The sequence below is a fragment of the Clostridium sp. C2-6-12 genome (assembly GCF_009928485.1).
In the GTDB taxonomy this organism is placed as follows: Bacteria; Bacillota; Clostridia; order Clostridiales; family Clostridiaceae; genus Clostridium.
This window is the reverse complement of sequence record NZ_JAABNP010000003.1, coordinates 1-24078: the sequence shown is the minus strand read 5'-3', so window position 1 is coordinate 24078 and position 24078 is coordinate 1. Positions and strand designations below refer to the sequence as shown.

The 24078-nt window shown below is 27.7% G+C and carries 22 protein-coding genes; 17 read left to right on the top strand and 5 right to left on the bottom strand.

Features of this window, described 5'->3' with window-relative positions; all coding sequences use genetic code 11:
- Positions 1 to 2 precede the first annotated feature (2 nt).
- On the top strand, positions 3 to 770 hold the full coding sequence (locus tag GXK56_RS03320) for a YibE/F family protein (protein WP_160684992.1): 768 nt from the start codon (positions 3 to 5) through the stop codon (positions 768 to 770).
- A gap of 365 nt (positions 771 to 1135) precedes the next feature.
- Here GXK56_RS03320 and GXK56_RS03315 read toward each other — a convergent pair whose 3' ends face one another.
- From GXK56_RS03315 to GXK56_RS03295, 5 genes are all read right to left on the bottom strand, one after another.
- Positions 1136 to 1993: a DMT family transporter gene (locus GXK56_RS03315; RefSeq protein ID WP_160684989.1), complete on the bottom strand. Its 858-nt coding sequence runs from the start codon at positions 1991 to 1993 to the stop codon at positions 1136 to 1138.
- 396 nt (positions 1994 to 2389) lie between these two features.
- On the bottom strand, positions 2390 to 2806 hold the full coding sequence (locus tag GXK56_RS03310; protein ID WP_160684986.1) for a flavodoxin: 417 nt from the start codon (positions 2804 to 2806) through the stop codon (positions 2390 to 2392).
- A gap of 206 nt (positions 2807 to 3012) precedes the next feature.
- Positions 3013 to 3726: a hypothetical protein gene (locus GXK56_RS03305; protein ID WP_160684983.1), complete on the bottom strand. Its 714-nt coding sequence runs from the start codon at positions 3724 to 3726 to the stop codon at positions 3013 to 3015.
- A gap of 91 nt (positions 3727 to 3817) precedes the next feature.
- Positions 3818 to 4417 carry a 30S ribosomal protein S4 gene (rpsD, locus tag GXK56_RS03300; protein ID WP_160684980.1) on the bottom strand — a complete coding sequence of 200 codons (600 nt, stop codon included), beginning with the start codon at positions 4415 to 4417 and terminating at the stop codon, positions 3818 to 3820.
- A gap of 467 nt (positions 4418 to 4884) precedes the next feature.
- Positions 4885 to 5253, bottom strand: a complete 369-nt coding sequence (locus GXK56_RS03295) for a metal-dependent transcriptional regulator (RefSeq protein WP_160684977.1) — start codon at positions 5251 to 5253, stop codon at positions 4885 to 4887.
- 388 nt (positions 5254 to 5641) lie between these two features.
- On the opposite strand from GXK56_RS03295, the gene GXK56_RS03290 reads away from it, so the two are divergent.
- The 16 genes from GXK56_RS03290 (at position 5642) to GXK56_RS03215 (ending at position 23816) form a co-directional block, all read left to right on the top strand.
- Positions 5642 to 5950 carry a DUF2325 domain-containing protein gene (locus tag GXK56_RS03290; RefSeq protein ID WP_160684974.1) on the top strand — a complete coding sequence of 103 codons (309 nt, stop codon included), beginning with the start codon at positions 5642 to 5644 and terminating at the stop codon, positions 5948 to 5950.
- A gap of 6 nt (positions 5951 to 5956) precedes the next feature.
- Positions 5957 to 6922 carry an AraC family transcriptional regulator gene (locus GXK56_RS03285; protein WP_160684971.1) on the top strand — a complete coding sequence of 322 codons (966 nt, stop codon included), beginning with the start codon at positions 5957 to 5959 and terminating at the stop codon, positions 6920 to 6922.
- Between the two features lie 267 nt (positions 6923 to 7189).
- Entirely contained in the window at positions 7190 to 8137 is a 948-nt protein-coding gene (locus GXK56_RS03280; protein WP_160684968.1) for a ketopantoate reductase family protein, read from the top strand.
- 171 nt (positions 8138 to 8308) lie between these two features.
- A complete protein-coding gene (locus tag GXK56_RS03275) occupies positions 8309 to 9253 on the top strand; it encodes an AraC family transcriptional regulator (protein WP_160684965.1) in 945 nt (314 codons plus the stop codon).
- Between the two features lie 125 nt (positions 9254 to 9378).
- Positions 9379 to 11160, top strand: coding sequence for an ABC transporter ATP-binding protein (locus tag GXK56_RS03270; protein ID WP_160684962.1), 1782 nt, complete (start codon positions 9379 to 9381; stop codon positions 11158 to 11160).
- A gap of 46 nt (positions 11161 to 11206) precedes the next feature.
- On the top strand, positions 11207 to 12883 hold the full coding sequence (locus GXK56_RS03265; protein ID WP_202127825.1) for an ABC transporter ATP-binding protein: 1677 nt from the start codon (positions 11207 to 11209) through the stop codon (positions 12881 to 12883).
- A 352-nt stretch (positions 12884 to 13235) separates the two neighbouring features.
- Positions 13236 to 13856 carry a TetR/AcrR family transcriptional regulator gene (locus tag GXK56_RS03260; protein WP_160684956.1) on the top strand — a complete coding sequence of 207 codons (621 nt, stop codon included), beginning with the start codon at positions 13236 to 13238 and terminating at the stop codon, positions 13854 to 13856.
- 276 nt (positions 13857 to 14132) lie between these two features.
- Positions 14133 to 15503 (top strand): HlyD family efflux transporter periplasmic adaptor subunit, encoded by a 1371-nt coding sequence (locus GXK56_RS03255; protein WP_160684953.1) that lies wholly within the window; start codon positions 14133 to 14135, stop codon positions 15501 to 15503.
- A gap of 154 nt (positions 15504 to 15657) precedes the next feature.
- A complete protein-coding gene (locus GXK56_RS03250) occupies positions 15658 to 16356 on the top strand; it encodes an ABC transporter ATP-binding protein (RefSeq protein WP_160684950.1) in 699 nt (232 codons plus the stop codon).
- 46 nt (positions 16357 to 16402) lie between these two features.
- Entirely contained in the window at positions 16403 to 16909 is a 507-nt protein-coding gene (locus GXK56_RS03245; RefSeq protein WP_160684947.1) for a DUF6790 family protein, read from the top strand.
- A gap of 42 nt (positions 16910 to 16951) precedes the next feature.
- A complete protein-coding gene (locus tag GXK56_RS03240) occupies positions 16952 to 19162 on the top strand; it encodes an FtsX-like permease family protein (protein WP_160684943.1) in 2211 nt (736 codons plus the stop codon).
- 74 nt (positions 19163 to 19236) lie between these two features.
- A complete protein-coding gene (locus GXK56_RS03235) occupies positions 19237 to 20070 on the top strand; it encodes a creatininase family protein (RefSeq protein WP_160684940.1) in 834 nt (277 codons plus the stop codon).
- Between the two features lie 5 nt (positions 20071 to 20075).
- The gene (locus GXK56_RS03230) at positions 20076 to 20864 is read left to right on the top strand and encodes a helix-turn-helix domain-containing protein (protein WP_160684937.1); all 789 of its coding nucleotides are present in this window, start codon (positions 20076 to 20078) and stop codon (positions 20862 to 20864) included.
- A gap of 241 nt (positions 20865 to 21105) precedes the next feature.
- Positions 21106 to 22050, top strand: a complete 945-nt coding sequence (locus GXK56_RS03225) for an ABC transporter ATP-binding protein (RefSeq protein ID WP_160684934.1) — start codon at positions 21106 to 21108, stop codon at positions 22048 to 22050.
- A gap of 11 nt (positions 22051 to 22061) precedes the next feature.
- The gene (locus GXK56_RS03220) at positions 22062 to 22805 is read left to right on the top strand and encodes an ABC transporter permease (protein ID WP_160684931.1); all 744 of its coding nucleotides are present in this window, start codon (positions 22062 to 22064) and stop codon (positions 22803 to 22805) included.
- A gap of 54 nt (positions 22806 to 22859) precedes the next feature.
- Positions 22860 to 23816, top strand: a complete 957-nt coding sequence (locus tag GXK56_RS03215; RefSeq protein ID WP_160684928.1) for an ABC transporter permease — start codon at positions 22860 to 22862, stop codon at positions 23814 to 23816.
- Positions 23817 to 24078: the final 262 nt, after the last annotated feature.

Below are 24078 nucleotides of genomic sequence, written 5' to 3'. Positions count from 1 at the left end.
TTATGAATACAATATTAATATTATTAATAATACTATTGATTATCATGACAATTATCGGTGGCAAACGAGGTGTCCAATCCTTCTTTACATTAATTTTAAATTTTTTTACGTTATTCTTTATGCTTATTTTGATAGGTGCTAAAATAGATCCAATTAAAGTAACTTTTATAGGAGCTATGATAATCAGTTTTTTTAGTTTATTTTTTATTAATGGTTACAACAAAAAAACAGTATCATCTTTATTGTCAGTTACTATTGTAATAGCTTTAGTTATGATTACTACGTATGAAATGAGTATAAATGCTCAAATACAAGGTTTTAGCAATGAACAGATAGATATGGTTTCTTTTTATTCATTATTTGTTCAAATTGATTTCTCAAAAATAGTTATATGTGAAATATTAATAGGATTATTAGGTGCAATTATTGATGTATCAATATCAATATCATCATCTATGAATGAAATCTATAAAAATAATCTACTTATAACTCAGCAGGAATTATTTAAATCAGGTATGAATATAGGAAAAGATATTTTAGGTACAATGACCAATACATTATTTTTTGCATATATAAGTGGATTTATGACTCTATTGATATATTTTAATCAGCTGAACTATTCCGTAAGTACTATTCTAAACGCAAAGGTATTTTGTTCAGAAGTATTTCAATCTATATGTTGTGGTATAGGAATAATTCTTATCATACCAATTACTGCATTTATCACGTCTAAATTAATCTTATTAAATAACAATGTAAAAGAAAAGTAGAATTGATTTGTATACTAATACTAATGTTGAAGATATAACTATAGAATAAATAGATGATGTTTAATTGGAATAATTTTAAATAATACATTTTGTAACTAAGTTATATGATAAGTAATCAGGCAAACTAACTTATTATAAGGAGTTAGGATAAAGACAGAATAGTTGGAATTACTTTTTTAAATTTAAGCATAATATAAAGTTAAACTAACCCCAAAATCCCAATGTAGTAGATGTTGCTATATTGGGACTTTTTGGGCTAATTATAATATAAAGGTGGAAATATGTTATTTATAATTATATCCATAATATTGTATTAGATATAATTATAAATTTATTTGATCATATAGAGTAATATTTGATTTGAATTATTTATTAAATATAAACATATATAAAGAAGCAAGAAATATAACAATATATCCAATAACACTTAAGAAGTCTGGAAGAACTCCAAATAAGCATAAACTTATTAAAGCTGAAAAGATTATATTAGTATAATCAAAAATAGAAATTTCTCTAGCCGGAGCATATTTATAGGCAAAAGTTATCCCAAATTGACCAAGGCTAGCAAAAATACCTGCCATAATAAGATGAATAAACTGAAGTAATGTCATTGGTTCATAGGATATAAGCATTAATGGAAAAGTTATTAAGCTTGAAAAAAATGAAAAATAAAATACTATTGTATTAGGAGCTTCTCTTCCGCTTAAAGCTCTTACACAGGTATAGGCAGCAGCTGCTGCAATTCCTCCTAAAGCTCCAGCAATTGAAGGAATAACATCTAAATTAAAAGCAGGTTTAATTATAAATAATGCACCTATAAAGGCTATAACTATTGATAAAATCTGCTTTCCATTAATTTTTTCATTTAATAACAACCAAGAAAAAATAATTACAAAAAATGGACTTAGTTTATTTAACATATTTGCATCAGATAAAACCAATCTATCTATTGAGTAAAAATTTAAAAGTATTCCAACAGTCCCTAAAGTGGACCTTAATATTAATAATTTTTGATTTTCTTTCTTTCCCCAAAAGCTACTTGAATGTTTTAAAATAAGTCCGAAGGCAACAATTAAGGATACTATATTCCTAAAAAACGTTTTTTGAAAAGAGGGCAGATCACCAGATAACTTAATAAAGGCTGACATCATTGCAAACCCAAAGGCTGATAATATTATAAATATTATTCCTTTAGTCTTATTGTTTAACTTGCTAAAATTCATATTAATCTCCTTAAAATAAACATGTTATTATTATAATTATTTTCTTTAATAATGTCTAAGGTTAATTCAATTAAAATAAATAAGAAGGCCTTCTTAAAATCAATATGAATTTAAGAAGGTCTTATATATAATTTTATGGAATATCTTATATATTTTCATTAGGAGTTGTGTGTTTGTATTCATGTGTGTGAAGTTTTTTCAGCGTGTGGAACTGAAAACTTTTTGGTGGTTAATTACAAAACTTATATAAAATTTTATATCAATAACTAAATAAATTAATTTGGGTGCTATTTATTCAGTATTTTTAATATATTCCATAAAATATTTAACAAATTAAATATTTATACTAAACTAAATTTGAAAATTTTCCTTTCAAAAATTAATTAATAGCTTAAATTATGCAAGAGCTATTTTTTTACCAAAATCTAAACACTCTTGTTCACTACCATCAGGCTCATTTTGAATTATTAGAGGTGTATCTATAATACTGCAACCATATCCAATCATTCTTTCTTCAAAATCTCTCATCCATTTTCCATCGCCCCAGCCATAAGATCCAAATAGAGCTACTTTCTTACCTGATATCTTAGATGAAATTTCATCTATAAAAGGATCAAATTCTGATTCTTCAAGTACTTCATCTCCCATAGCTGAACAACCTAAAACTAATATGTCTTCATTTAAAAGTTCATTTACATTTACATCGGAAACGCAGATAGCTTCAGCTTCTTTACCTGCCTCAATAATTCCGTTTTTTATTAATTCAGCCATTTTTTCTGTATTTCCTGTTCCAGACCAATATACTATTTTCATTTATGTAGTACTCCTTTCAATTTTTTAAGTAATTATGAAAATCATTCTCAAGTAAATATTATAATATTAAACCAAATTTGTCAATAAATATTAAAATAAAATTGAAAAAAAATTTTGATCATAAATCTCATATTACAGAGAAATATATAGATTTAAAATGATTTTTCGTTAAATATATTTTTTGATTTTAAATTAAAATAGAAATATTAAAATAATATTGGAATAGTTGTGTTTAATATTTCTATAAATTTTTTATTTAATAAAGGCTCTATTATTGCATTTTCACAGGTGAATTTTAGCTGATCTAAACTCATAGAAATTTGTTCTTCTATAAATTCATCATAATCAGACCAACCAATAGAAGTTTTGATAAAATCAAATACTTCAGAAGGTGAGTTAAATGTCATTAAGAATATTTTTTGATTATAATCTCGGTCCCATTCATTATTAAATTTTTCACAAAAAGATTTTAATGCTATGGATAGTATTGATTCTTCAAATAACCATAAGTTATTTAAAAAATAATAAGAATCATTCATTGAATTTATTAAGGTTAAGTCTAAGTCTAGGTTTTTGTTATGTTCAATAACTTCATTTACAACAGTTGGATATGGTTCTAATGGCATATAGAAATCATCATAATTACGGTCAAACCACGTAAAAAAAGCTGTGGGAAGAAAAACATTTTGCAAAAAGCCTAAAAGCTCATAAATAGATGGATAAACAACAAAGCCGTGGTGAAAAATATTCTTATCATTGTCCAGTATTCCAGTGTAAACTATTTTAGATGCTTCAGTTATATTATGATTATCAAAATATCCCTCCCATAAATTTGCATGATTAAGGATCTTATGTTCCCAAAAATAATAATGTTTGAAAGGATTCCTACAAATTATTTTTGGTTTTGTATCTATTTTCAAATATTTAATACCCCCCTCAAATTATTAGCTAAAGGATAACTAAATTATTTATGTTTAATCATTTAGTTATCCTTTAATAAAATTTTGATTATTAACTTAATTTTGAATAGAATTCTACGACTAAGGAATCATTTATTTCAATAGGAACTTCATTTCTAAGAGGATATCTTGAAAGAGTACCTGAAAATTCCTGTTCATTTTTATCTAAGTAAGGATAAGTGTTAAGAATGTTAGATAAAAAATTATTTTTAAAGGTTTCATTTTTTTGAGATTTCTCTTTTAAAGTAATAACATCTCCTATACTTACATTGAAGGATGGTATATTTACTTTTTTGCCATTAACTAAGAAATGCCCATGCACTACCATTTGACGTGCTCCAGCCACCGAATTTGAAAATCCTAATCGATAAACAATATTGTCAAGTCTGCATTCCAATCTCTTAATTAAGGAATAACCAGTTTGTTCTTTATCATTTAGAGCTTTTTTAACATAAGTAGAGAATTGTTTTTCCATAACTCCATAGTATGCTCTTAGACGTTGTTTTTCTAACAACTGTGTTCCATAAGAAGAAAGTTTTTTAGCATTTCTAGCACTGCCGTTGTTTGATCTCTTCATTGCATTAGGATGTCCTATAACGTTTAAACCTAATCTTCTACATAATTTAAATCTTGGTGTTCTCATTTTTGCCATAATAATTATCATCTCCATAATAGAAATTTGCCGCGATAAAATTAAGCCTATAGATAATATAGCATAATATAAAAACGAAGTAAATGAAAATGATTATCAATAGGTGATATTTTTTGTTTATAATCATATTTGAAGAAAAAGATTTTTCCATATAGGCATTTCCCTTAAATGATTTGAAATTTCTTAACTATGGAATTTAAAATAATATATAAATTATTTACCATGATGTGATTTTAAAATGCTAGAAGAATTTTTATTCGAAGGATATGGAGTGATTTTTTGAAATATAGTCCTTGGTTAGGATTTGAATTAGCTTATAAAAAGATTTATATTTGGGAGCAGTTATTTTGTTACAGGAGTTATTTAGAAAAAAAGTATAACATAATTTTACATTATGAGAGTACAATGAAAAAGGGATTTATTCAGAGTTGATTCAAATAAGAAGAAAAGCAGTTGGATGGAGTCTGTTATTTATTCTTGTTAACGTATTTTTTTATAGCTTCAAAACTCTCATTGCTTATAACATGTTCAATTCGGCATGCATCTTCAGCAGCAGTATTAGCATCTACACCAAGACGTTCTAACCAACCAGAAAGAAAAGTATGTTTTTCATAAACCATATTTGCTATTTCTTTTCCTGTTTGAGTAAGGGAAATATATCCTTCATTTGTCATAGTTATATATTCTTTTTCACGTAAATTTTTCATAGCAACACTTACGCTAGATTTTTTAAAATTAAGTTCTGTGGCAACGTCGATTGAACGAACCATAGGCAAGTTTTTGCTTAATATTAAAATAGTTTCTAAATAGTTTTCAACAGATTCATTTAAAGTCATATAAAATTATCTCCTTATATATGTAGTTTCCAGTTATATTATTAATGAAGTAAGTATAACATACTGAATAATGAACAGCAAATATATAATAGTTTTTAGCTAAGTAGGATATTTGAAAAAGATGTCATTGAAGTTTGTAGACAACTTGAAAAAAATATATTAAAATAGCATTAGTTAGTTTCATCTAACTAATGCTATTTTAATATATAAATTATGTTGAAAGAGTAACTTAGTACTAATATTGTTATTATTATTAGTGACTAATTTTACATGCATTATAATAAAAATAATGGGAATATATAAATTTATAAATAGGTTAGTCAGAACTAACTTGTGTGCTTTAGTTTAAAAATAAGTAAAACATATTAGCTGAGAGGGGAAAAGAAAAATGAGTATTGTTATAATTGGTGGCCATGATAGAATGGTTTGTGAATACAAAAGAATATGCAAAGATTACAATTGTAAGGCGAAAGTATTTACTCAAATGCCTAATAACTTAAAAAAGCAAATTGGAAGACCTGATTTGTTGGTGGTATTTACAAATACCATATCACATAAGATGATACAATGTGCTTTATCCAAGACAGATGTAAACGAAGCTGAATTAATAAGATGTCATCAAAGCAGTGGAACAGCATTGAAAAAAATATTAGATTGCAAATTCTGCAATAATTCAATTGGAATAGAAAAAAATTAAATTAAATTGAGACGATTGGATGAGGATAAAGTATATTTTAATGAAACCATAGAAAATAGAATACAAAATAAGAATTCAATAATTTATAAAGTAAAATCTCAAGTGGGAAGAGGTATTATGGAAAGCTTTAAAGTTATGCCAGGTGTTGAATTGATATATAATGACGTTGAATTTTATAGTCCAATTATTAACACTTTTAAGCTAAATGTTAATTGCATAGAAATCACTTATTGCTTAAGCGGACATGTTGAGATTGAATTTGATAATCAAAGATATGCAGTTATGTCAGATGGTGATATAAGTCTTTTTGGATATAAAGTAAATGCAGTATCATGTGATTTCAGTGTAAAGCCTTTTAAGGGAATTACGGTTATGATTTATTTTCCGTATGTTGTACAAAGTTTAAATACTATACTGGAAACAAAGGAATTTAAGGAGGAAAATTTTTTGAAGGAAGTATTTTCTTCAGATAGGTGCATAATTAATTATGCAACTGAAAGTTTAGAACATATTTTTAAAGAGCTGTTTGTTATTCCAGAAAAATATAGCAATCATTTTATGAAAATAAAAGTAGTTGAATTGTTGCTTTATTTATTGTCTGATATGAATTATAAAAAAAATGAGTATATTTATTTTTCAAAAAGCTCAATAGATAAAATAAAAGAAGCAAGAAAAATAATAATTGATAATGTGGATAAGCGTATTACTGTTAAAGAAATTTCTAAGCTGGTCAAAATGAATTCAACGGACTTAGAAAAGGGCTTTAATAGTATTTATGGAGCAACTATTTTTGCTTATAGTAAAAGCTATAAGATGAAAAAAGCTAAGGAATTGCTAAATGATCATAAGGTTTCGGTTTTAGATATAGCATTAAGCTGTGGATATGGGAGCTCAGGAAAATTTGCAAGAGCATTTAAAGAAGAGTTTAATGTAACTCCAACTGAATATAGAAAAAATAAAGTCTTCTTTTAATTGAGAAGATTTTATTTTTTTAAAAAAGTTTTCAATTGGGTTCTTTGCTTAAAGGTGGGACTGATTTTTTCTTTTGGTTACTATATATTAAAACTTGAATATACTTTACAAGGAGAATTATTAAATTTGTGGTTACACACGATTATGATTTTATGTGAGTCAAATAAATGGGTTGAGACTGTTAAACATTATAAGCTATAAAATTGTATATTAAAACAATCAATTAGGCATGTATGTAGTGAAAATTTATCAAGGAGATGAAGATTAATGAAAATATTAATATATGGAGCTGGTGTTGTAGGGTCTTATGCGGCTCATGAATTAAAAAGGGCAGGTCATGAGGTTACAATTCTTGCAAGGGGCAAAAGATATGAAGAACTAAAAGAAAAAGGCTTAGCAATTAGACATTGGATGCAAAGAAAAACAACAGTAGATAAAATTAATATAGTAAAGGAATTGCTACCAGAGGATCAATATGATGTGACTTTTATAGTCATGCAGAACTTGCAAGTTAAAGAAGTATTGCCAGCAATCAGTTCCAATGTAAGATGTCCTCTATTTGTGTTTGTTGGTAATGAAGATAAAGCAAAAGAAGTAAGTGAGGAAATTAAAAAAACATCCACAAGTAACCCTAGGATACTTTTTGGTTTTTTCAGTATCGGTGGAAGACGTGAAGAGAATAAAGTGATTAGTGTACATACAAAGCATCCGGATTTTGATATTGGGGATTTAGATGGGAAGAATGATTATAGACCTATTATAGAAAAAATATTTATGGAAACAAGGTTTAAAGTGAATTATCACAAAAATATGGATAATTTTTTTAAGACACATATAGCATTTATTATGCCACTTGCATATTTAGCATATATGTCAAATTGTAATTTAAAAAAAATAGCAGGGAATAAAAAGGCTTTAAATGCTGTTATTGATGCAATATTAGAAGGTTGTGATGTATTAGTTAAGTTAGGATATAAAATTGATCCTGAAAATACTTTGAAATTACTAAAAAATCACAGAAAAATAGTTTATTATGGATTAAAGATATGTGCACTAACACCTATTGGCAGGCTTGCAATAAGTGATCATTGTAAATCAGCATATTACGAAATGGAATATTTAGATAAAGCACTTTTAGGATTGATTAAAAAATCAAATATGTCAACACCAAATATAAGTAGACTCAGAGAATATCTTATTAAATATGAACATTAAAATAATATTCAAAACCAATTACAATTAAATTGTTTTTATTTTGGAGCTAAATATGTTGTTTTGGGTTAGTTGTAAAATGTTCGTTGTAGTATAATTTAAATAGGTTAGTGAAAACTAACTTTTGCAATCCTTTTACAAGAAAATATATAGCTAGATTAGAGGTGAATTAGTTTGAAAAAAATCCATATTGAAGGGAATAGTGATATTTGTTTATTTGAAGTTTTTCCAGGAATAGTTCTTCGGAATGAAAATTTTGAGAATAGAGATTTAGCATCAGTTGTTAATAATGAAATTATAAAATATATTGAAGAGGAAATGATAGAGATTAGTTATTGCCATGAGGGTAAGATAGAATGTGTTTTTGAAGGTGGCGGATGTGTATATATGGGTAGCGGTGATTTATATGCAGGATTAGTAGATAAATACCCTCCAGTTGTTAATACATTACTTGTTGAAAAATATAAGGGCATATCAGTATATTTGTATATTAATAAATTGTCTTATTCTATGCCTGAAATTTTAAATTATGCCTTAGATGATATAAATGAATTTAAAGATAAATTATTTCCTTCAAAAAAGTATTTTTGGAAAGTTGGAAATTGCATTAACTGGGTTGGAGGTAAGATCGAAAGAATTTTCTTGGATTTAAATAATTTACCTGACCTAGAAGAAAAGGCAAAAGATAATTATATAAAAATTAAGGTGGCAGAACTTCTTTTGCTCTTAAGTGAGACTTGCGCCAATGAAAATAAAGCTAAAAACAAATATTACTTAAAATCTCAAACAGAAATTGTGAAAAATATCCATGAGGAGATTATTAAGGATTTATCTAAGAATTTTACTTTAAAAGAATTATCAGATAGATATGGCATGAGTCAAATTGGACTGAAGAACTGCTTTAAAGCTATGTATGGGAAAAGCATTGCAAAATATATAAAGGATTATCGAATGGAGTATGCTGCATCGCTGCTTAGAAAGACTGATGAAACTGTTATGAATATAGCAGCAAGTGTTGGATATGAAAATCAAAGTAAATTTGCAGCGGCTTTTAAAGAGCTTTTTGGAGTGAATCCAACTGAATATAGGAAAGGAGATATGACAATATATAAAACTTAAATATATTAAATCAAATTAATTAAAGGTTTGATAAAGATGATAAAAACATGCATTGGTTAGTTGTGACTAACGTGCTTCCAAAGAGGTTAAATAGGTCAGTTTTAAATGAAAGGAGATGTTTTCAAATGAAAAAAGAATCTAGTATGTCAAAATTATTTGGATATGCCGGAAAATTTAAATATCTAACAATAGCTTCTTGGATATTGTCTGGGGCAAGTGCACTTTTTGCATTAATACCATTTGTGTATATATGGAAAATTATTAAAGATGTATTGGAGGTTTCGCCCAATTACAGCGCAGCAGAAAATCTATCATATTATGGTTGGATGGCAGTAATCTTTTCAGCTTGTTCTATGGTTATTTATATAGGAGCTTTAATGTGCTCTCATATAGCGGCTTTTCGTGTTCAGGCAAATATGCGATCAAGGGCTATGCATCATATTCTCGCCTTACCTTTAGGATTTATGGATGATGTTGGAAGTGGGAAGATTAGAAAAATTGTAAATGAGTCTAGTGCAGCGACAGAGACTTACTTAGCTCACCAATTGCCAGATAGAGCAGGTGCTTTAGCAACTCCAATTGGTCTGCTTGCTATGCTTTTAGTATTTGATTGGCGTCTTGGACTGCTAAGTTTAATACCTGTTGTGATTTCTTTTATTATTATGTCAGCAATGACTGGAAGCAAGATGAAGCAAAAAATGAAAGAATATCAAAATTCTTTAGAACAGATGTCAAATGAAGCAGTTGAATATGTGCGTGGTATACCAATAGTAAAAACCTTTGGACAGTCTGTATTTTCTTTTAAGCGATTTAAAAGCTCCATAGACAGCTATGAAAAGTGGGTTATTTCTTATACTAAAGATTTACGAATGCCAATGGCATTTTATACTACAGCGATTAATTCAGTTTTTGCTGTATTAATCTCAGCAACTTTATTTTTTACACAAAGTGGAGTTACAAATGAGTTTTTATTAAATCTTTTATTCTATATTATCATTACTCCTATTATAACAGTTACTTTAAATAAGATCATGTATTCCAGTGAAAATATGATGATAGTTGAGGATGCATTAGAGCGTATTGATACCATAATGGATATAAAGCCCTTAGTAGAAGCAAAAGCACCTAAGAATCCAAAAGATAACTCAGTGGTACTTAAGGATGTATCCTTTCGATATAAAGATGCAAAAGAAAATGCCTTAAACAGAATTTCATTGAAAGTTAATCCAGGTGAGCATGTAGCTTTTGTTGGTCCATCTGGAGGTGGTAAAACAACTTTAGCTAGTGTAATAGCTCGTTTTTGGGATGTAGATAGTGGTGAAGTTTTAATTGGCAATGTAAATGTTAAGGATATTCCAAAAGAAGAATTGATGAATATAGTATCCTTTGTATTTCAAGATAGTAGACTTTTGAAAACTTCCATTTTGGAAAATGTACGACTTGCAAAGCCAAATGCCACAAGGGAAGAAGTATTAAAAGCACTAAAAGATGCTCAGTGTGAAGATATTATAGAAAAAATGACAGATGGAATTGATACTATAATTGGAACAAAAGGAAATTACCTTTCAGGAGGTGAGATGCAACGTATTTCTATTGCAAGAGCTATGCTAAAAAATGCTCCTATTTTAATACTGGACGAAGCTACAGCTTTTGCTGATCCAGATAATGAATCAAAGGTACAAGAGGCGTTTTCAATTTTATCAAAAGAAAAAACAGTATTTATGATAGCACATAGACTTTCTACTGTTACAGAAACAGATTGTATCTATGTTTTAAAAGATGGAGGGATATGTGAATCTGGAACTCATTTTGAATTAATACAACAAGAGGGATTATATTCACATATGTGGAACCAATATAACAGTGCTGTAAAATGGAAGGTTGGTGTTAAAAGTGAAATTAATTGAAAAACTGCAACATAAGTATGCACTTTCTGAAAAAGGTGCAAAAGACATGATAAAAGCATTCATCGCTTGTACTTTATCATACATTGTGTTAATGATGCCTGTAGGACTTCTTTATTATTTGGTGAGAGATTTGATGCATAATAATATTGGAGGAATTAATCTTTCTTATTATGCAATTGGTATTGCAGCATGTTTAGTGCTCATATTCATTACAACATATTTTCAGTATAATGCAACATTTTTAGCAACATATATAGAAAGTGGAATTAGGAGAATATCCTTAGCTGAAAAACTAAGAAAACTTCCTCTTTCTTTCTTTGGAAAAAAGGATTTGGCGGATTTAACTAGTACTATTATGGCTGATTGTTCTACGCTGGAAACTGCCTCTTCTCATTGGATTCCAGAGCTTATAGGATCCATTATTTCAACCTTTCTAGTTGCATTGAGCTTATTCTTTTTTGATTGGCGTATGGCAATAGCAGCTTTATGGGTGCTTCCTGTTTCATTTATAATTGTCTTACTTTCATCAAAAGTACAATATACACTAGGAAAAAAACAAATGGGTGTAAAAATGGCTTGTGCAGATGGAATTCAAGAGTGTTTAGAATCCGTTAGAGATTTGAAAGCAAACAATGCAGAAGCGGCATATATGGATCAATTGGATATAAAAATTAAAAATGTTGAAAAACGTTCAATAATTACAGAACTTGGAACTGCTATTTTTGTTGCATCAGCCCAAATGATTTTAAAATTTGGAATAGCTACCGTTGCACTTACTGGTGGAATGCTTCTTGTAGATGGAAGTTTGGATGTTTTGACTTTCTTTATGTTTTTGCTTTTGGTATCAAGATTGTATGATCCTATGCAAATGTCATTGCAGAATTTAGCAGCTATTATTGCAGCTAATATCCAGTGTGAGCGTATGAATGAGATTCTTGAACATGATGTACAGACTGGCGTGGAAGCACTTACTAATAAAGGTTATGACATTGTATTTGACCAAGTTGAATTTGCATATGATAATAAGGAAACTGTATTAAAAAATGTATCCTTTACAGCTAAACAAGGAGAGGTGACTGCATTAATTGGACCATCGGGTGGTGGAAAAACTACAGTATCAAGATTAGCAGCGCGATTTTGGGATATTAATAAAGGAAAAATTACTGTTGGAGGTATGAATATTTCAAAAATTGATCCTGAAATATTAATGGGATTATATTCAATTGTATTTCAAGATGTTACTTTATTTAATAATACTATTATGGAAAATATCCGTATTGGAAGAAAAAATGCTACAGATGAAGAAGTAATAAAAGCTGCAAAACTTGCTCATTGTGATGAATTTGTAGAGAAATTGCCAAAAGGGTGGAATGCAATGATTGGCGAAAATGGGTCTGAACTTTCAGGTGGTGAACGTCAAAGAATCTCAATTGCAAGAGCCTTTTTAAAGAATGCACCTATTATATTATTAGATGAAGCAACAGCTTCGCTAGATGTTGAAAATGAAACTATGATACAAGAAGCATTATCAAGACTTATTAAAAATAAAACAGTACTTATTATTGCACATAGAATGAGAACCGTAACAGGTGCGGATAAAATTGTAGTCTTAAAGGATGGTATTGTAGCGGAACAAGGAAGCCCAGATAAATTAGTAAAAGAAGGAACAATATATAAGCATATGGCTGAAATTCAATTAGAAGCAGCTTCTTGGAGGATTTAAGTCTACTTTAAAATAATAAAATAGTTAAAAAAATTATAAAGTAATTGAAATGTTAATTTTATATTAAATGCAAGGTCAACTTTCTATATTTTAAGAGAAAGTTATATAAAAGTATGGTTCAAACTAGAGTGTTATTATATAAAATTAACATAATCTACTAACATAAATAGGAGAAAAGAATTTGATTTTCATTTTAACAAAGCAAAATATGAGTTATAATATACTTTAAAGATGATTGGAAAAGAACATATATTGAGTATTTGAATTTAGACTACTATGAAGTAATAGGGTTTTATTGTACTAAGTAGAGAATATATTATAATACATTTTTTGATAAGGAGAAAAAATTAAGATGAGTGAACAATTAGATAATAAAGATGGTTCAACCACCATTGACAATATTTTAAATAGTGCAAAGGCTGAATTCATGCAAAAAGGATTTAAAGATGCATCCCTTAGAAATATAGCCAAGCAAGCTGGAGTTACGACGGGAGCAATCTATGGTTATTTTAAGGATAAAGATGATATATTTGTAACTCTTGTTAAAGATGTACTTGATGGATTTTTTTATTTAATTGAAGAAGTCGAAGAAGAAGAAAGAAATATGGTTAAAGAAGGTGTTGGATTTCCTCAGCAGATATTTACAGCTAAGAACAGCCATCTTAGATATCTTAAATATATGTATGATAACTATGATGTTTGTAAAATGGTAATTATGAGTTCTAGTGGTTCCAGCATGGAGAATTATATTGATAAGTTTATAGAAAAATCTTTAAAGGAACTTAAAGAGTTTATAGATTCAGTTAAAAAGGTTTCTGATATTGATGAATTTACAATTCATATAATAATTGAATTTTATATAAAATCAATAACAGAATTTATAAAACATGATGTTCCATATGAAACTGCAGTAAAGCAATTTGAAAATATAAATACCTTCTTTTTTTCAGGCTGGAAAGAGCTTATGAAGTAAAGAATACCCTAATACATTAACTTTGAATAATGTATTAGGGTATTTTTTTAGTTAATACAGATAAAAAAATAATTTATTGGAAGGATTAGAGTTTGTATATTAATGTAAATGTATATTGACAAAATAAATATAACGCTGTAATATAACACTGTGATATAACAGTGTTATATTTAGAAGGTAAGGAATAAATAGATATCTATAAGAAAAAAATATTATATTTTCATTAAGTGTGTGGATAGAAATCTTAATATTAAAATTAAGCAAGGAGATGAAATAATGAAAAATTTAATAAACAATAAATTAAAAAATAAAAAAGTATTATTTGTATTAGGATTGATTGTAGTTTTAATATTAGGAACTTTTATAGCTAATATGGTTTTAAATAATCAAGGGCTAAGTGATGATAAATATACTGTTCTCAAATTAAGAAAGAACATTAATAAAATTAATGCAAAGGGTGAAGTAAAAAGTGAAGATTCAACAAATGTTTATTCAAATGTAAATCTTCCAATAAAAGAAGTAAAAATAAAGCTTGGAGATAAAGTTAAGGCTAATGATATTTTGGCAATTTTAGATACAAGCAAACTAGAAGATCAAATAAAAGAATTGGAAGCTTCCATTGTTACCACAAATGCTGCGAATCAGGCTGCATTGGAAAATGCAAATTCAGTATATAATAATGCATTAGTTTTAAGTAATAATGATAAAAATCAAGATATAAAAAATGCTGAAACGGCTTTAAATGAAGCAAAACGAGATTATGAAAATAAGAAAAGCCTTTATGATAAGTATAAGCAGCTACATGAAAGTGATAGCATTTCAGATCAGGAATTAAAGACATATGAAATTTCTTATGAAAACGCAGAAGATTTTTATGAGAAAAGCATAGTAACTCTTGATAATATAAAATCGAAAGTTCAGCAAGATTTGGTTACTGCCAAAACCACCTATGAAGCAGCTAAAGCTAAAGCAGAAGATAACAGTCAGCATATTACACTTGAAAGCTTAAAGAAGGACTTAAGTAATGCAGAAATAAAAGCACCAGTATATGGAATAATAAGCGCAAAGAATGCAAATGTAGGAAATCAAGGTTCAGGAATTTTATTTGAAATTATGAATCCCAATAATGTAACTGTAAATGTTGATGTTAAGGAAGTAGATATTGAAAAAATAAAAGTGGGACAAAAGGCTGAAATTAAAAGTGATTCTACAGGTGGAAAAATTATTCAAGGTGAAGTAGTACGGGTTGAGGAAATAGCAAAGACTGAGGATAATAATAAATTAGACCTTAGCAATGATTCAAATGATAAAGAAGCTAAATATGAAGTTAAGCTTAAAATTAATGATCCAACTATTAAGCTTAAAATAGGTATGAAAGCTCAAGTAGATATTATCATAGATGAAAAAGAGGAAGTTTACACAGTTCCAGTTGAAAGTGTAATAAAAGATAAAGATAACAAAGATTGTATATATGCTGCAGAAAAACAAGGAAAAGATTATATAGTTAAAGCAATTTCTATAACAAAAGGTACTGAAACAGATACTGATATTGAAATTTTTGGACAAGATATAAAGGATAATATGATTATTTTAAATTCTCCTTCAGATTATGAATTAGGAAGTAAAGTTAGAATAAAAGATAAATAGAAATATGGGTTTTATAGAAACAATGTAGTTCATTATAAGTAGTGCTTCAACAATTAATTAGGTGATAGTTTTTATATAGCTAAAGCTGTTAAAACAATTAAAACTTAATTTATAAAAGTCAGTTAATTAAGTATTAAGACAAGGAGGAGAAAAGATGTTTCTACAAGTTATAGATGCAAAAAAAGCATATGGAGAAGATGAAAGTAAAGTTCAGGTGCTAAAGGGGGCAGGCTTTACTTTAGAAGAAAAAAATATATGTACAATCTTAGGACCTTCAGGATCTGGAAAGTCAACTTTATTGAATGTTATAGGTGGCTTGGAAAGTATAGATTCAGGTGAAGTAGTAGTTGATGATATAGTAATATCTAAATTAAATTCTAAGGATTTAGCTTTCTATAGGAGAGATAAATTAGGTTTTATATTTCAATTTTATAACCTTGTTCCTAATCTTACAGTTAAAGAAAATATAGAGGTATGTGAGTATCTTACAAAAGAACCCTTAGATAAAGATGAACTATTAAAAACATTGGGATTATGGGAGCATCAAGATAAATTTCCAAGGCATTTATCAGGAGGGCAGCAACAAAGAACAGCAATTGCAAGGGCGCTTATTAAAAATCCTAAACTGCTACTTTGCGATGAACCTACAGGAGCTTTGGACTATAACACTTCTAAAGAAATACTTGAATTATTAGAAGCAGTAAATAAGAAATATGGAACAACAATGATAATAGTAACTCATAATGATGCAATAAAATATATGTCTCACAAAGTAATAAAAGTAAGAGATGGTAGGATAGAAAAAGAATATATCAATGAAAAATTAATGAAAGCTAGAGATATTACTTGGTAGAAAAAGATTTGTATTAAAACATTTACTTATAGGAGGTGATAATGCAATGAAAAAAATCAGGTTATATGAGATATCAATAATTATATTTTTTGTTTTATTGCCTATAGTTGGAAGTGGTTTTGAAGTTTTTATTTTAACATTAGGAATTGGAACCATTGGAGTAATGTTTAAATGGTTCGTTTTTTCAGGAGTAGGATTACGCTTATTTACAGCAGGGCTAAAGCAGGTTATAAAGCCTTCGTTTACAGCAAAAGAAATATTTAAAGCTGAAGATGAAAAAAGTTTTATTATTGTGAGAGAAATTGGACTTGCTAATATAAGTATGGGCTTAGTTGGGATATTATCAATTTATTTATCAGAATTCAGATTTGCAGCAGCAATGACAGGTGGTTTATATTTTTGCTTGGCAGGAGGTCTTCATCTTTTTAACGGAAAGAGAAGTAATGAAGAAGTATTTCCAATTATTACTGATTTTTATATTGCTTTGGTTCTATTAATTCTTGCCATATTTAATGTTAAAAAAATAATAAATTTCGATAAGATAGTAGTGTAAAAAATATCAACAGAATTATATATGATGAAAGGGGTGAGTGACATGGTGTTAAATAAAAGAATAATAAGAGAATTTACTGAAAATATAGGCAGATATTTAGGATTAATAGTATTAGTATTAATAAGTTCTATGGCAATAGTAGGATTTTCAGATTCAGCAGATACAATTATATATACAGGAGAAAAAGCTGCATTGGAAAATAATCGGGAAGATGGAGAATTTTATGTTAATGAGCCTTTAAATAATATTACTTTAGAAAAAATAAAAGATTTAGGAGTTAACATTGAAGAAAATTTTTATGTTGATTATAAACTTTATGAAAATCAAACTATAAGAATATTTAATGATAGGAAAAACATAAATAAATTATCAATAACAAAAGGAGAAAAATTAAACAAAGATAATGATATTATTTTAGACAGTCATTTTGGAGAAGCAAATAAATATAATGTTAATATTAATTTAAAAATTCAAAATAAGAAATTTAATATTGTAGGATATGGAGCCGCACCAGATTATACCTATGTTATTCAAAAACTTTCTGACGTGGTGCCAAATCCAAAGAATTTTGGTATTGGTTTTGTAAGTGAAGAGGATTTTAGAGATCTAAAGAATAAGTCTTATTCCTATGTATTTAAATTAAATGGAGTTTCAGCTGATAAGATAGAAAATATTGTTTCAAAAAATGCTGTTGTAACTCAATTCACTAAGATATCTGATAATACAAGAGCTATAGGTTATATAGATGACAGCAAAACTAACAAAAATATATCTATAATAATTGGCTTTGTTTTATGCATTATGATAGGCTTTATGATTTCAATGTCTTTAATTAATTCCATAGATAAGGAAAGTCCAATAATTGGGGCTTTATATTCTTTAGGATATGTAAAGAATGAAATTCTGATGCATTTTATGATGTTACCAGTAATTATTGTCAGTGCTGGAGCAATTATTGGAACAGGCATAGGTTTTATCATAGAGGATTCTATAGGAAATGCAACTTCAAGTGCTTATTCACTACCTAATGCTGAAAGAATATATCCACCATATTTGATTTTTGCAGGTATAATTATTCCTATATTAATAGTATTAATCATTAATTATTTTATAATTTCTAGGAAGCTAAACAGCACACCCCTTCAATTACTGAGAAGAGAAAAGAAATCAAGCAAATTAAACAAAATTAAGATAAATCATTTTGGCTTTATAACAAAATTTAGATTAAGAGAATTTTTACGAGAAATTAGAGGTAATGTTATTTTATTTTCAGGAATATTTATGGCAACTTTTTTATTGGTCTTTGGAGTTTCCTCAAATTCAGCAATTAATGGATATGTAAAAAATGTTAAGGAAGAAATAACTTATAATTATATGTATACTTTAAAGGTTCCAATTGAAATTACTGAAAATGATGGACTTGAAAAGTGTACTTTTAAAGGGTTAGCTGTATACTTTAAAGATTTAGGATTGGATATGGATGTAACTCTTCAAGGAATTAATGAAAAATCTAAATTTTATCCTTTTAGTATAAGTGAAGATGATTCAGGGGTGTATATATCGGAAAGTGTAAAAAATAAATTTGGTATAAAAACAGGAGATAGTATAACTTTAAAAGATAAAAGTGAAAATAAGATATTTAATTTAAAGGTAAAAGGAATTGTAAATTATAAATCAGGTCTTAATATATTTATGAATAGAACTCAAATGAATAAATTATTAAAGGAAGATAAATCATATTTTAATGGATATTTGTCCAAGAAAAAGTTAGATATTGATGATGATTATATATTTTCAGAAACCTCATCTAATAACATAATAAAATCAGCAGAAAGTTTAACTTCTATGTTGTTGCCCATTATTGTGATTCTTATAGGACTTTCAAGCATACTTTTTGTAATAAGCATGTATTTACTTTTGAAATTAATGATAGATAAAAGTATTCAAAGCATTTCTTTAGTTAAAATATTTGGCTATAATCAAAGAGAAATAAATAAATTATATTTGGGCAGTTCTTTATATACTGTAATATTTTCAGCAGTTATTTCAATACCTGTATCATTAAAAATAGTAAAAGGAATTTATCCAAGTTTAATAGCTAATGTTCAGGCATATTTTTCAATTGTGTTAGAGCTCAAAGATTATTGCTTTATAATAATTTTAATGGGAGTTTCTTATTTTGTAAGCAATATAATGTTGAAAAAACATATTAATATAATATCTTTAAGTGAAGCTCTAAAAAATAGAGATTAGAAAATTGTTGACTTTAACGTAGGGTAAAACAATATACTAAAAATCATCTAATAGTTAATAGAAAGGATGATTTTATGTGTATTAAAAAGATGGAAGAAATGACTTGGAAGGAATTTGATAAATTAGATAAAGAGATAACAGTAGTAATGTTAGCCTTAAGTCCCATTGAGGAGCATGGACCACATTTACCTTTGGGTACTGATTTTATTGCGGCTAAGGATTGCCTGTTAGAAGTAGTTAATTATCTTGAGGAAAAGGAAAGTAAATTTAATTATATTATACATCCACCATTTCCAATAGGTTATAATGAAAATGCAATGAATTTTCCAGGAACTATGTTTTACAGAAGTAAAACAGTTGAAAATTTATTGATTGACTTTGGAGAATCTTTAGGTAGAAGTGGAATTAATAAAATTATAATTATCAATCATCATTTAGATCTAGGACATGTTAAAGCTATTGAAAATGCAAGAGAATATCTTTTAGAGAAGTTTAATGTTCAGCTTTTAGAAGTTGCTAGTCGTATTATTTATTCAGAGGAAAATAATAAAGAAAATATACAAAATGAAACAGACTCTCATGAGGAAATTCATGCTGATATAAGAGAAACATCATTTATGTTATATAAACATCCAGAGCTGGTTGGAGATTGCTATAATGAATTAGAACCTGTCTATTTAGATATGAAAAAATTTATAAGGTCTGGTGGTAAATGCTTTAGAGAAGCAGGTATAACTGAAGGATATATCGGTTCACCAGGAAAGTCTACCGCTGAATTTGGAGAAAAACAATTTGAGGATATGATTACTCAAACTAGTAATATTATATTGAAGTTTTTACAAGATGGAATTATTCCAGAAATATCTTCAAGAATGAAATCAGTCATGAATCAAATTGAGTGGAGGTAACGAGTATGTATTCAATTGGCCAATTTTCCCTTATATTAAAAGTTTCTACTAGGACACTTAGGCATTATGATGAAATTGGGCTTTTAAAGCCAAGCTTCGTTAGTGAAGAAAATAATTATAGATATTATGAAAAAGAGCAAATTAGCAGTGCTAAATACATTATAAAACTGAAGGAATCAGGTTTGGCACTTGAGGAAATTAAAGAAATTATATTGAATAATAATAAGGATAATTTTAAAGAAACAATTGAAAAAAGATTAACATATATTGAAGAGGAAATTCAAAAATTAGCCCATATGAAAGATAATTTAGAAAATCTATTAAAAGAAGATAGATCAAAAAACAAAAAGAACATATGGGATGAAAGTAATATTAATATTGTTATGAAAGATGAAATAAGTGTAATAAGTAAAAGAGCAAAAATAAATATTAAAAATGTGGGAGAGGTAATTGGATTATTATATGAAGAAATAAATAAGTATGGATTAAAAATAATGGGTGGGCACATAATAAAATATTATGACTTAGACTGTGATTCTGACAATGCAGATATAGAAGTGTCTATACCAGTGGAGAAAAGGAAAGAAAGTAAAGTTAAATTTAATTATATACCTGAAGGAAGGTATATTACAGCATCTTCAGATTCTATAAGAGAAAAAGGCGATACTCATGCTATGATAATAAATTGGATGCAGCTAAATAACTATGAAACTAATGGTGAACCTTTAGAACAGTACTGTATGAATTATGATAATGGAAAGTTTAAAATAGATGTCTTTTATCCTATTAAATAATATTAACGATTATTAAGAATGAAATTAAAATGAATAATTTTTATTGTGGATTTAAATAGATGAAGAATTAAATCTATGGATATGTATATATTATAGGCCGTTCAATTTTGAAATTGAATGGCCTGTTTTCCGTATATGATTTATTTATTAGTTTTGTATAGCCATATATAAATAAATCAACCTTTCGGTTGATTACACAACATAGGACTAGAGAGTATTATAGTCCTTGAGGTGATAGTTAATGAAATCAATATTAGAAGTAAAAGATTTAAAAAAATATTATAAGGAAAACACAGCAGTTAATGGCTTGAATTTTAATTTATACGAAGGAGAAATATTAGGATTTTTAGGACCTAATGGTGCAGGTAAAAGTACTACTATAAATATTCTTTCAACTATATTAAAGCATGATGAAGGCGAAGTTAAGTTTTTTGACAGAGATATGAAGGATAATGCTAAATGGATAAAACAACAACTAGGAATTGTGCCACAGGAGCTTGCCATATTTGAAGAAATACCAGCATATAAAAATGTTGAATTTTTTACATCTTTATATGGTTTGAGTGGGAAAAATCTAAAAAATGCTGTAATGGAAGCATTAAAAATGGTGGGACTAGAAGATAAAAAAGATAGTAAACCAATAACTTTTTCAGGAGGAATGAAGAGAAGGCTTAATATTGCATGTGCCATTGCTCATAAGCCTAAGATACTAATACTTGATGAACCAACTGTAGGTATTGATCCACAATCAAGAAATCATATTTTAGAGTCAATTAAGAAATTAAGAGAAAATGGAACAACTATAATTTATACAACTCATTATATGGAGGAAGTTGAAGAAATAGCTGATAGAGTAGTGATAATGGACAAAGGAACTAAAATAGCTGAGGGGACAATACCACAGCTTATGGAAAGCTATAAGAATACAAGAGTATATAAAATATCATTAGATATTTCAAAGAGCCAGGAACTTAAATATGACTTTTTATACGATATAGAAGGAATACAAAAGGTAGATCTTAATGAAAATTGTTTAAGTGTAACAACAATTAAGGAAATAGAAAATTTAGATAAGATAATTTTAAGCTTGGTTGATAGAAATATAAAAATAAGTCATATGACTAGTGAAGAAGGAAATTTAGAAATGGTCTTCCTTAAGTTAACTGGAAGGAAATTAAGAGATTAGGGGTGAAGAAAATGGTATTATGGACTCTTATAAAACAAGATTTTAGAAATCTAGCTACAACCCCAGTTGTTGTAACAGTATGTACAGTTTATCCATGGCTTTTAATTGGATTATTTGGATTTATTTTTTCAAGCCTTTATGGTAGTGAGGGAATTACAGCTTATGATTATTATGGAGTAACTATGATGATATATTTAATAATTGGTTCATTAACTATAACTCCAAATACATTCATGGAAAAGAAGTTAAGACAGGGAAATGTAAGAATAGCTTATGCACCAATATCAAAGATCACAATTTATATGTCAAAAATAATTAGCTCTTATCTTTTTATGGGAATAAGCTTTTCTATAAATATGGCTTTAATGAATTATTTAAAAATAGTAAATTTCGGTGGAGAGAATTTTATATATGTCCTTGGATTATTTATGGCATTCTTATTTCTATCAGTGACAATTGGAGGAGCAGCTTGCGTGATTATAAAAACTGAAGAATTAACTAATACGATTCTTTCTAATATAGGAAGCTTATTAGCCTTTATTTCAGGAATGTTCTTTCCAGTAGATAATTTAGGAAAAACAGTAAGTACCATAGCTAATTTATGTCCAATAAAGTGGATATTAGATTTATCCTTTAGCGTAATATATGATAATAATTTTCAAAATTATAATGCTATAGTTGTGGGAGTGCTTTTATTATCATTAGCAGCATTGACTATTATGCATTTTAATTATAAACCTGAAGATTATATATAAGTTTGGTGACTTTCACCAAATAGAATTGGAGCTCAGTGGAAAGGAGAAATAAAAATGATAAATGTTATAAAAGGAATTTTATATAGAATGGTAAATAATAAAGGTTATTTAATGATGCCAGTATTGATAACGCCTGTAGTTATAGCAGCTGCAATATATTTTTCAAGCAGCTTTATGGTTAAAGCTAATATTGGTGTAGTAGGAGGTAATGATATTAATTTTAATAGTGATGAAATTAATATTGTAAAACTTGAAAATAAAGTGCCCCTTTCAGATTTAGTAAAAAATAAATATGAAGCTGTAATATATTTTGAAAATGGAAAAGCAGTTGTACAAACAATTAAAGATGAGGAATTTAAAAATAAATTAGAAAGAATAGCAAATGGAGAAAAGGTAGCACTTGAAGATGGAGAAAAAAGAGGGGTAGCTGCAAACATAGTTGGATATATAACCATGTTTGTAATAATACTTGGAGTAATGCTTTATAAATTCTTTTTTGATGATCAAAAAGGTATAGCAAAAAGAGTAATAAGTGCAAATATATCCTATGAACAATATGTATTTAGCCATTTTGCATCAGTATTTTTAATGGTTCTTATTCCAACAGGAATAATCACAGTTCTATCAAAAGAGGTACTCAATTTAAATACAAGTGTAACAGCCTTAGAATTAGCATTTATTATAATGATTTTATCATTTTTAGGCTCAGCCTTTGGATTGTTAATGTCTTCAGTTACAAGAAACGAAGAAAGTGCTACTATGCTTGGAAATATGATAAATATAATAACAACCTTACTTGCAGGAAGCTTCTTCACTATATCTAATAACTGGATCATAAACCTAATCGGAAATATAATGCCTCAAAGACATATTTTAAATTTTACAATAGCATTAGAAAATGGAAAGGGTATCAGTTATTCAGATATAGGAATTGTGATTGTAGTTTCTTTCTTAATGATAATTTCAGCCTTTATAATTAATAAATATAAAATAAGAAGACATGCACTATAAAAAAGAGCAGCTATGCTGCAATACGGATCTTTCCACTATAGAAAAGAGCAGCTATGCTGCAATAAGGAACTTTCTCATTAAAAAAAATTAGCCATACCATAATATGGAATGTGGTTTGATATGGAACTATTCACCTAATATAATAGCAACTAGTCTGAAATTCACAACATTTCTGCATAAAAGAACCAGTAGCTGTTCTGCATCAACTGTAGATTTGACGTAGTAATTAATAAAAATTATGTTCTTTGAAAATTGAATAATG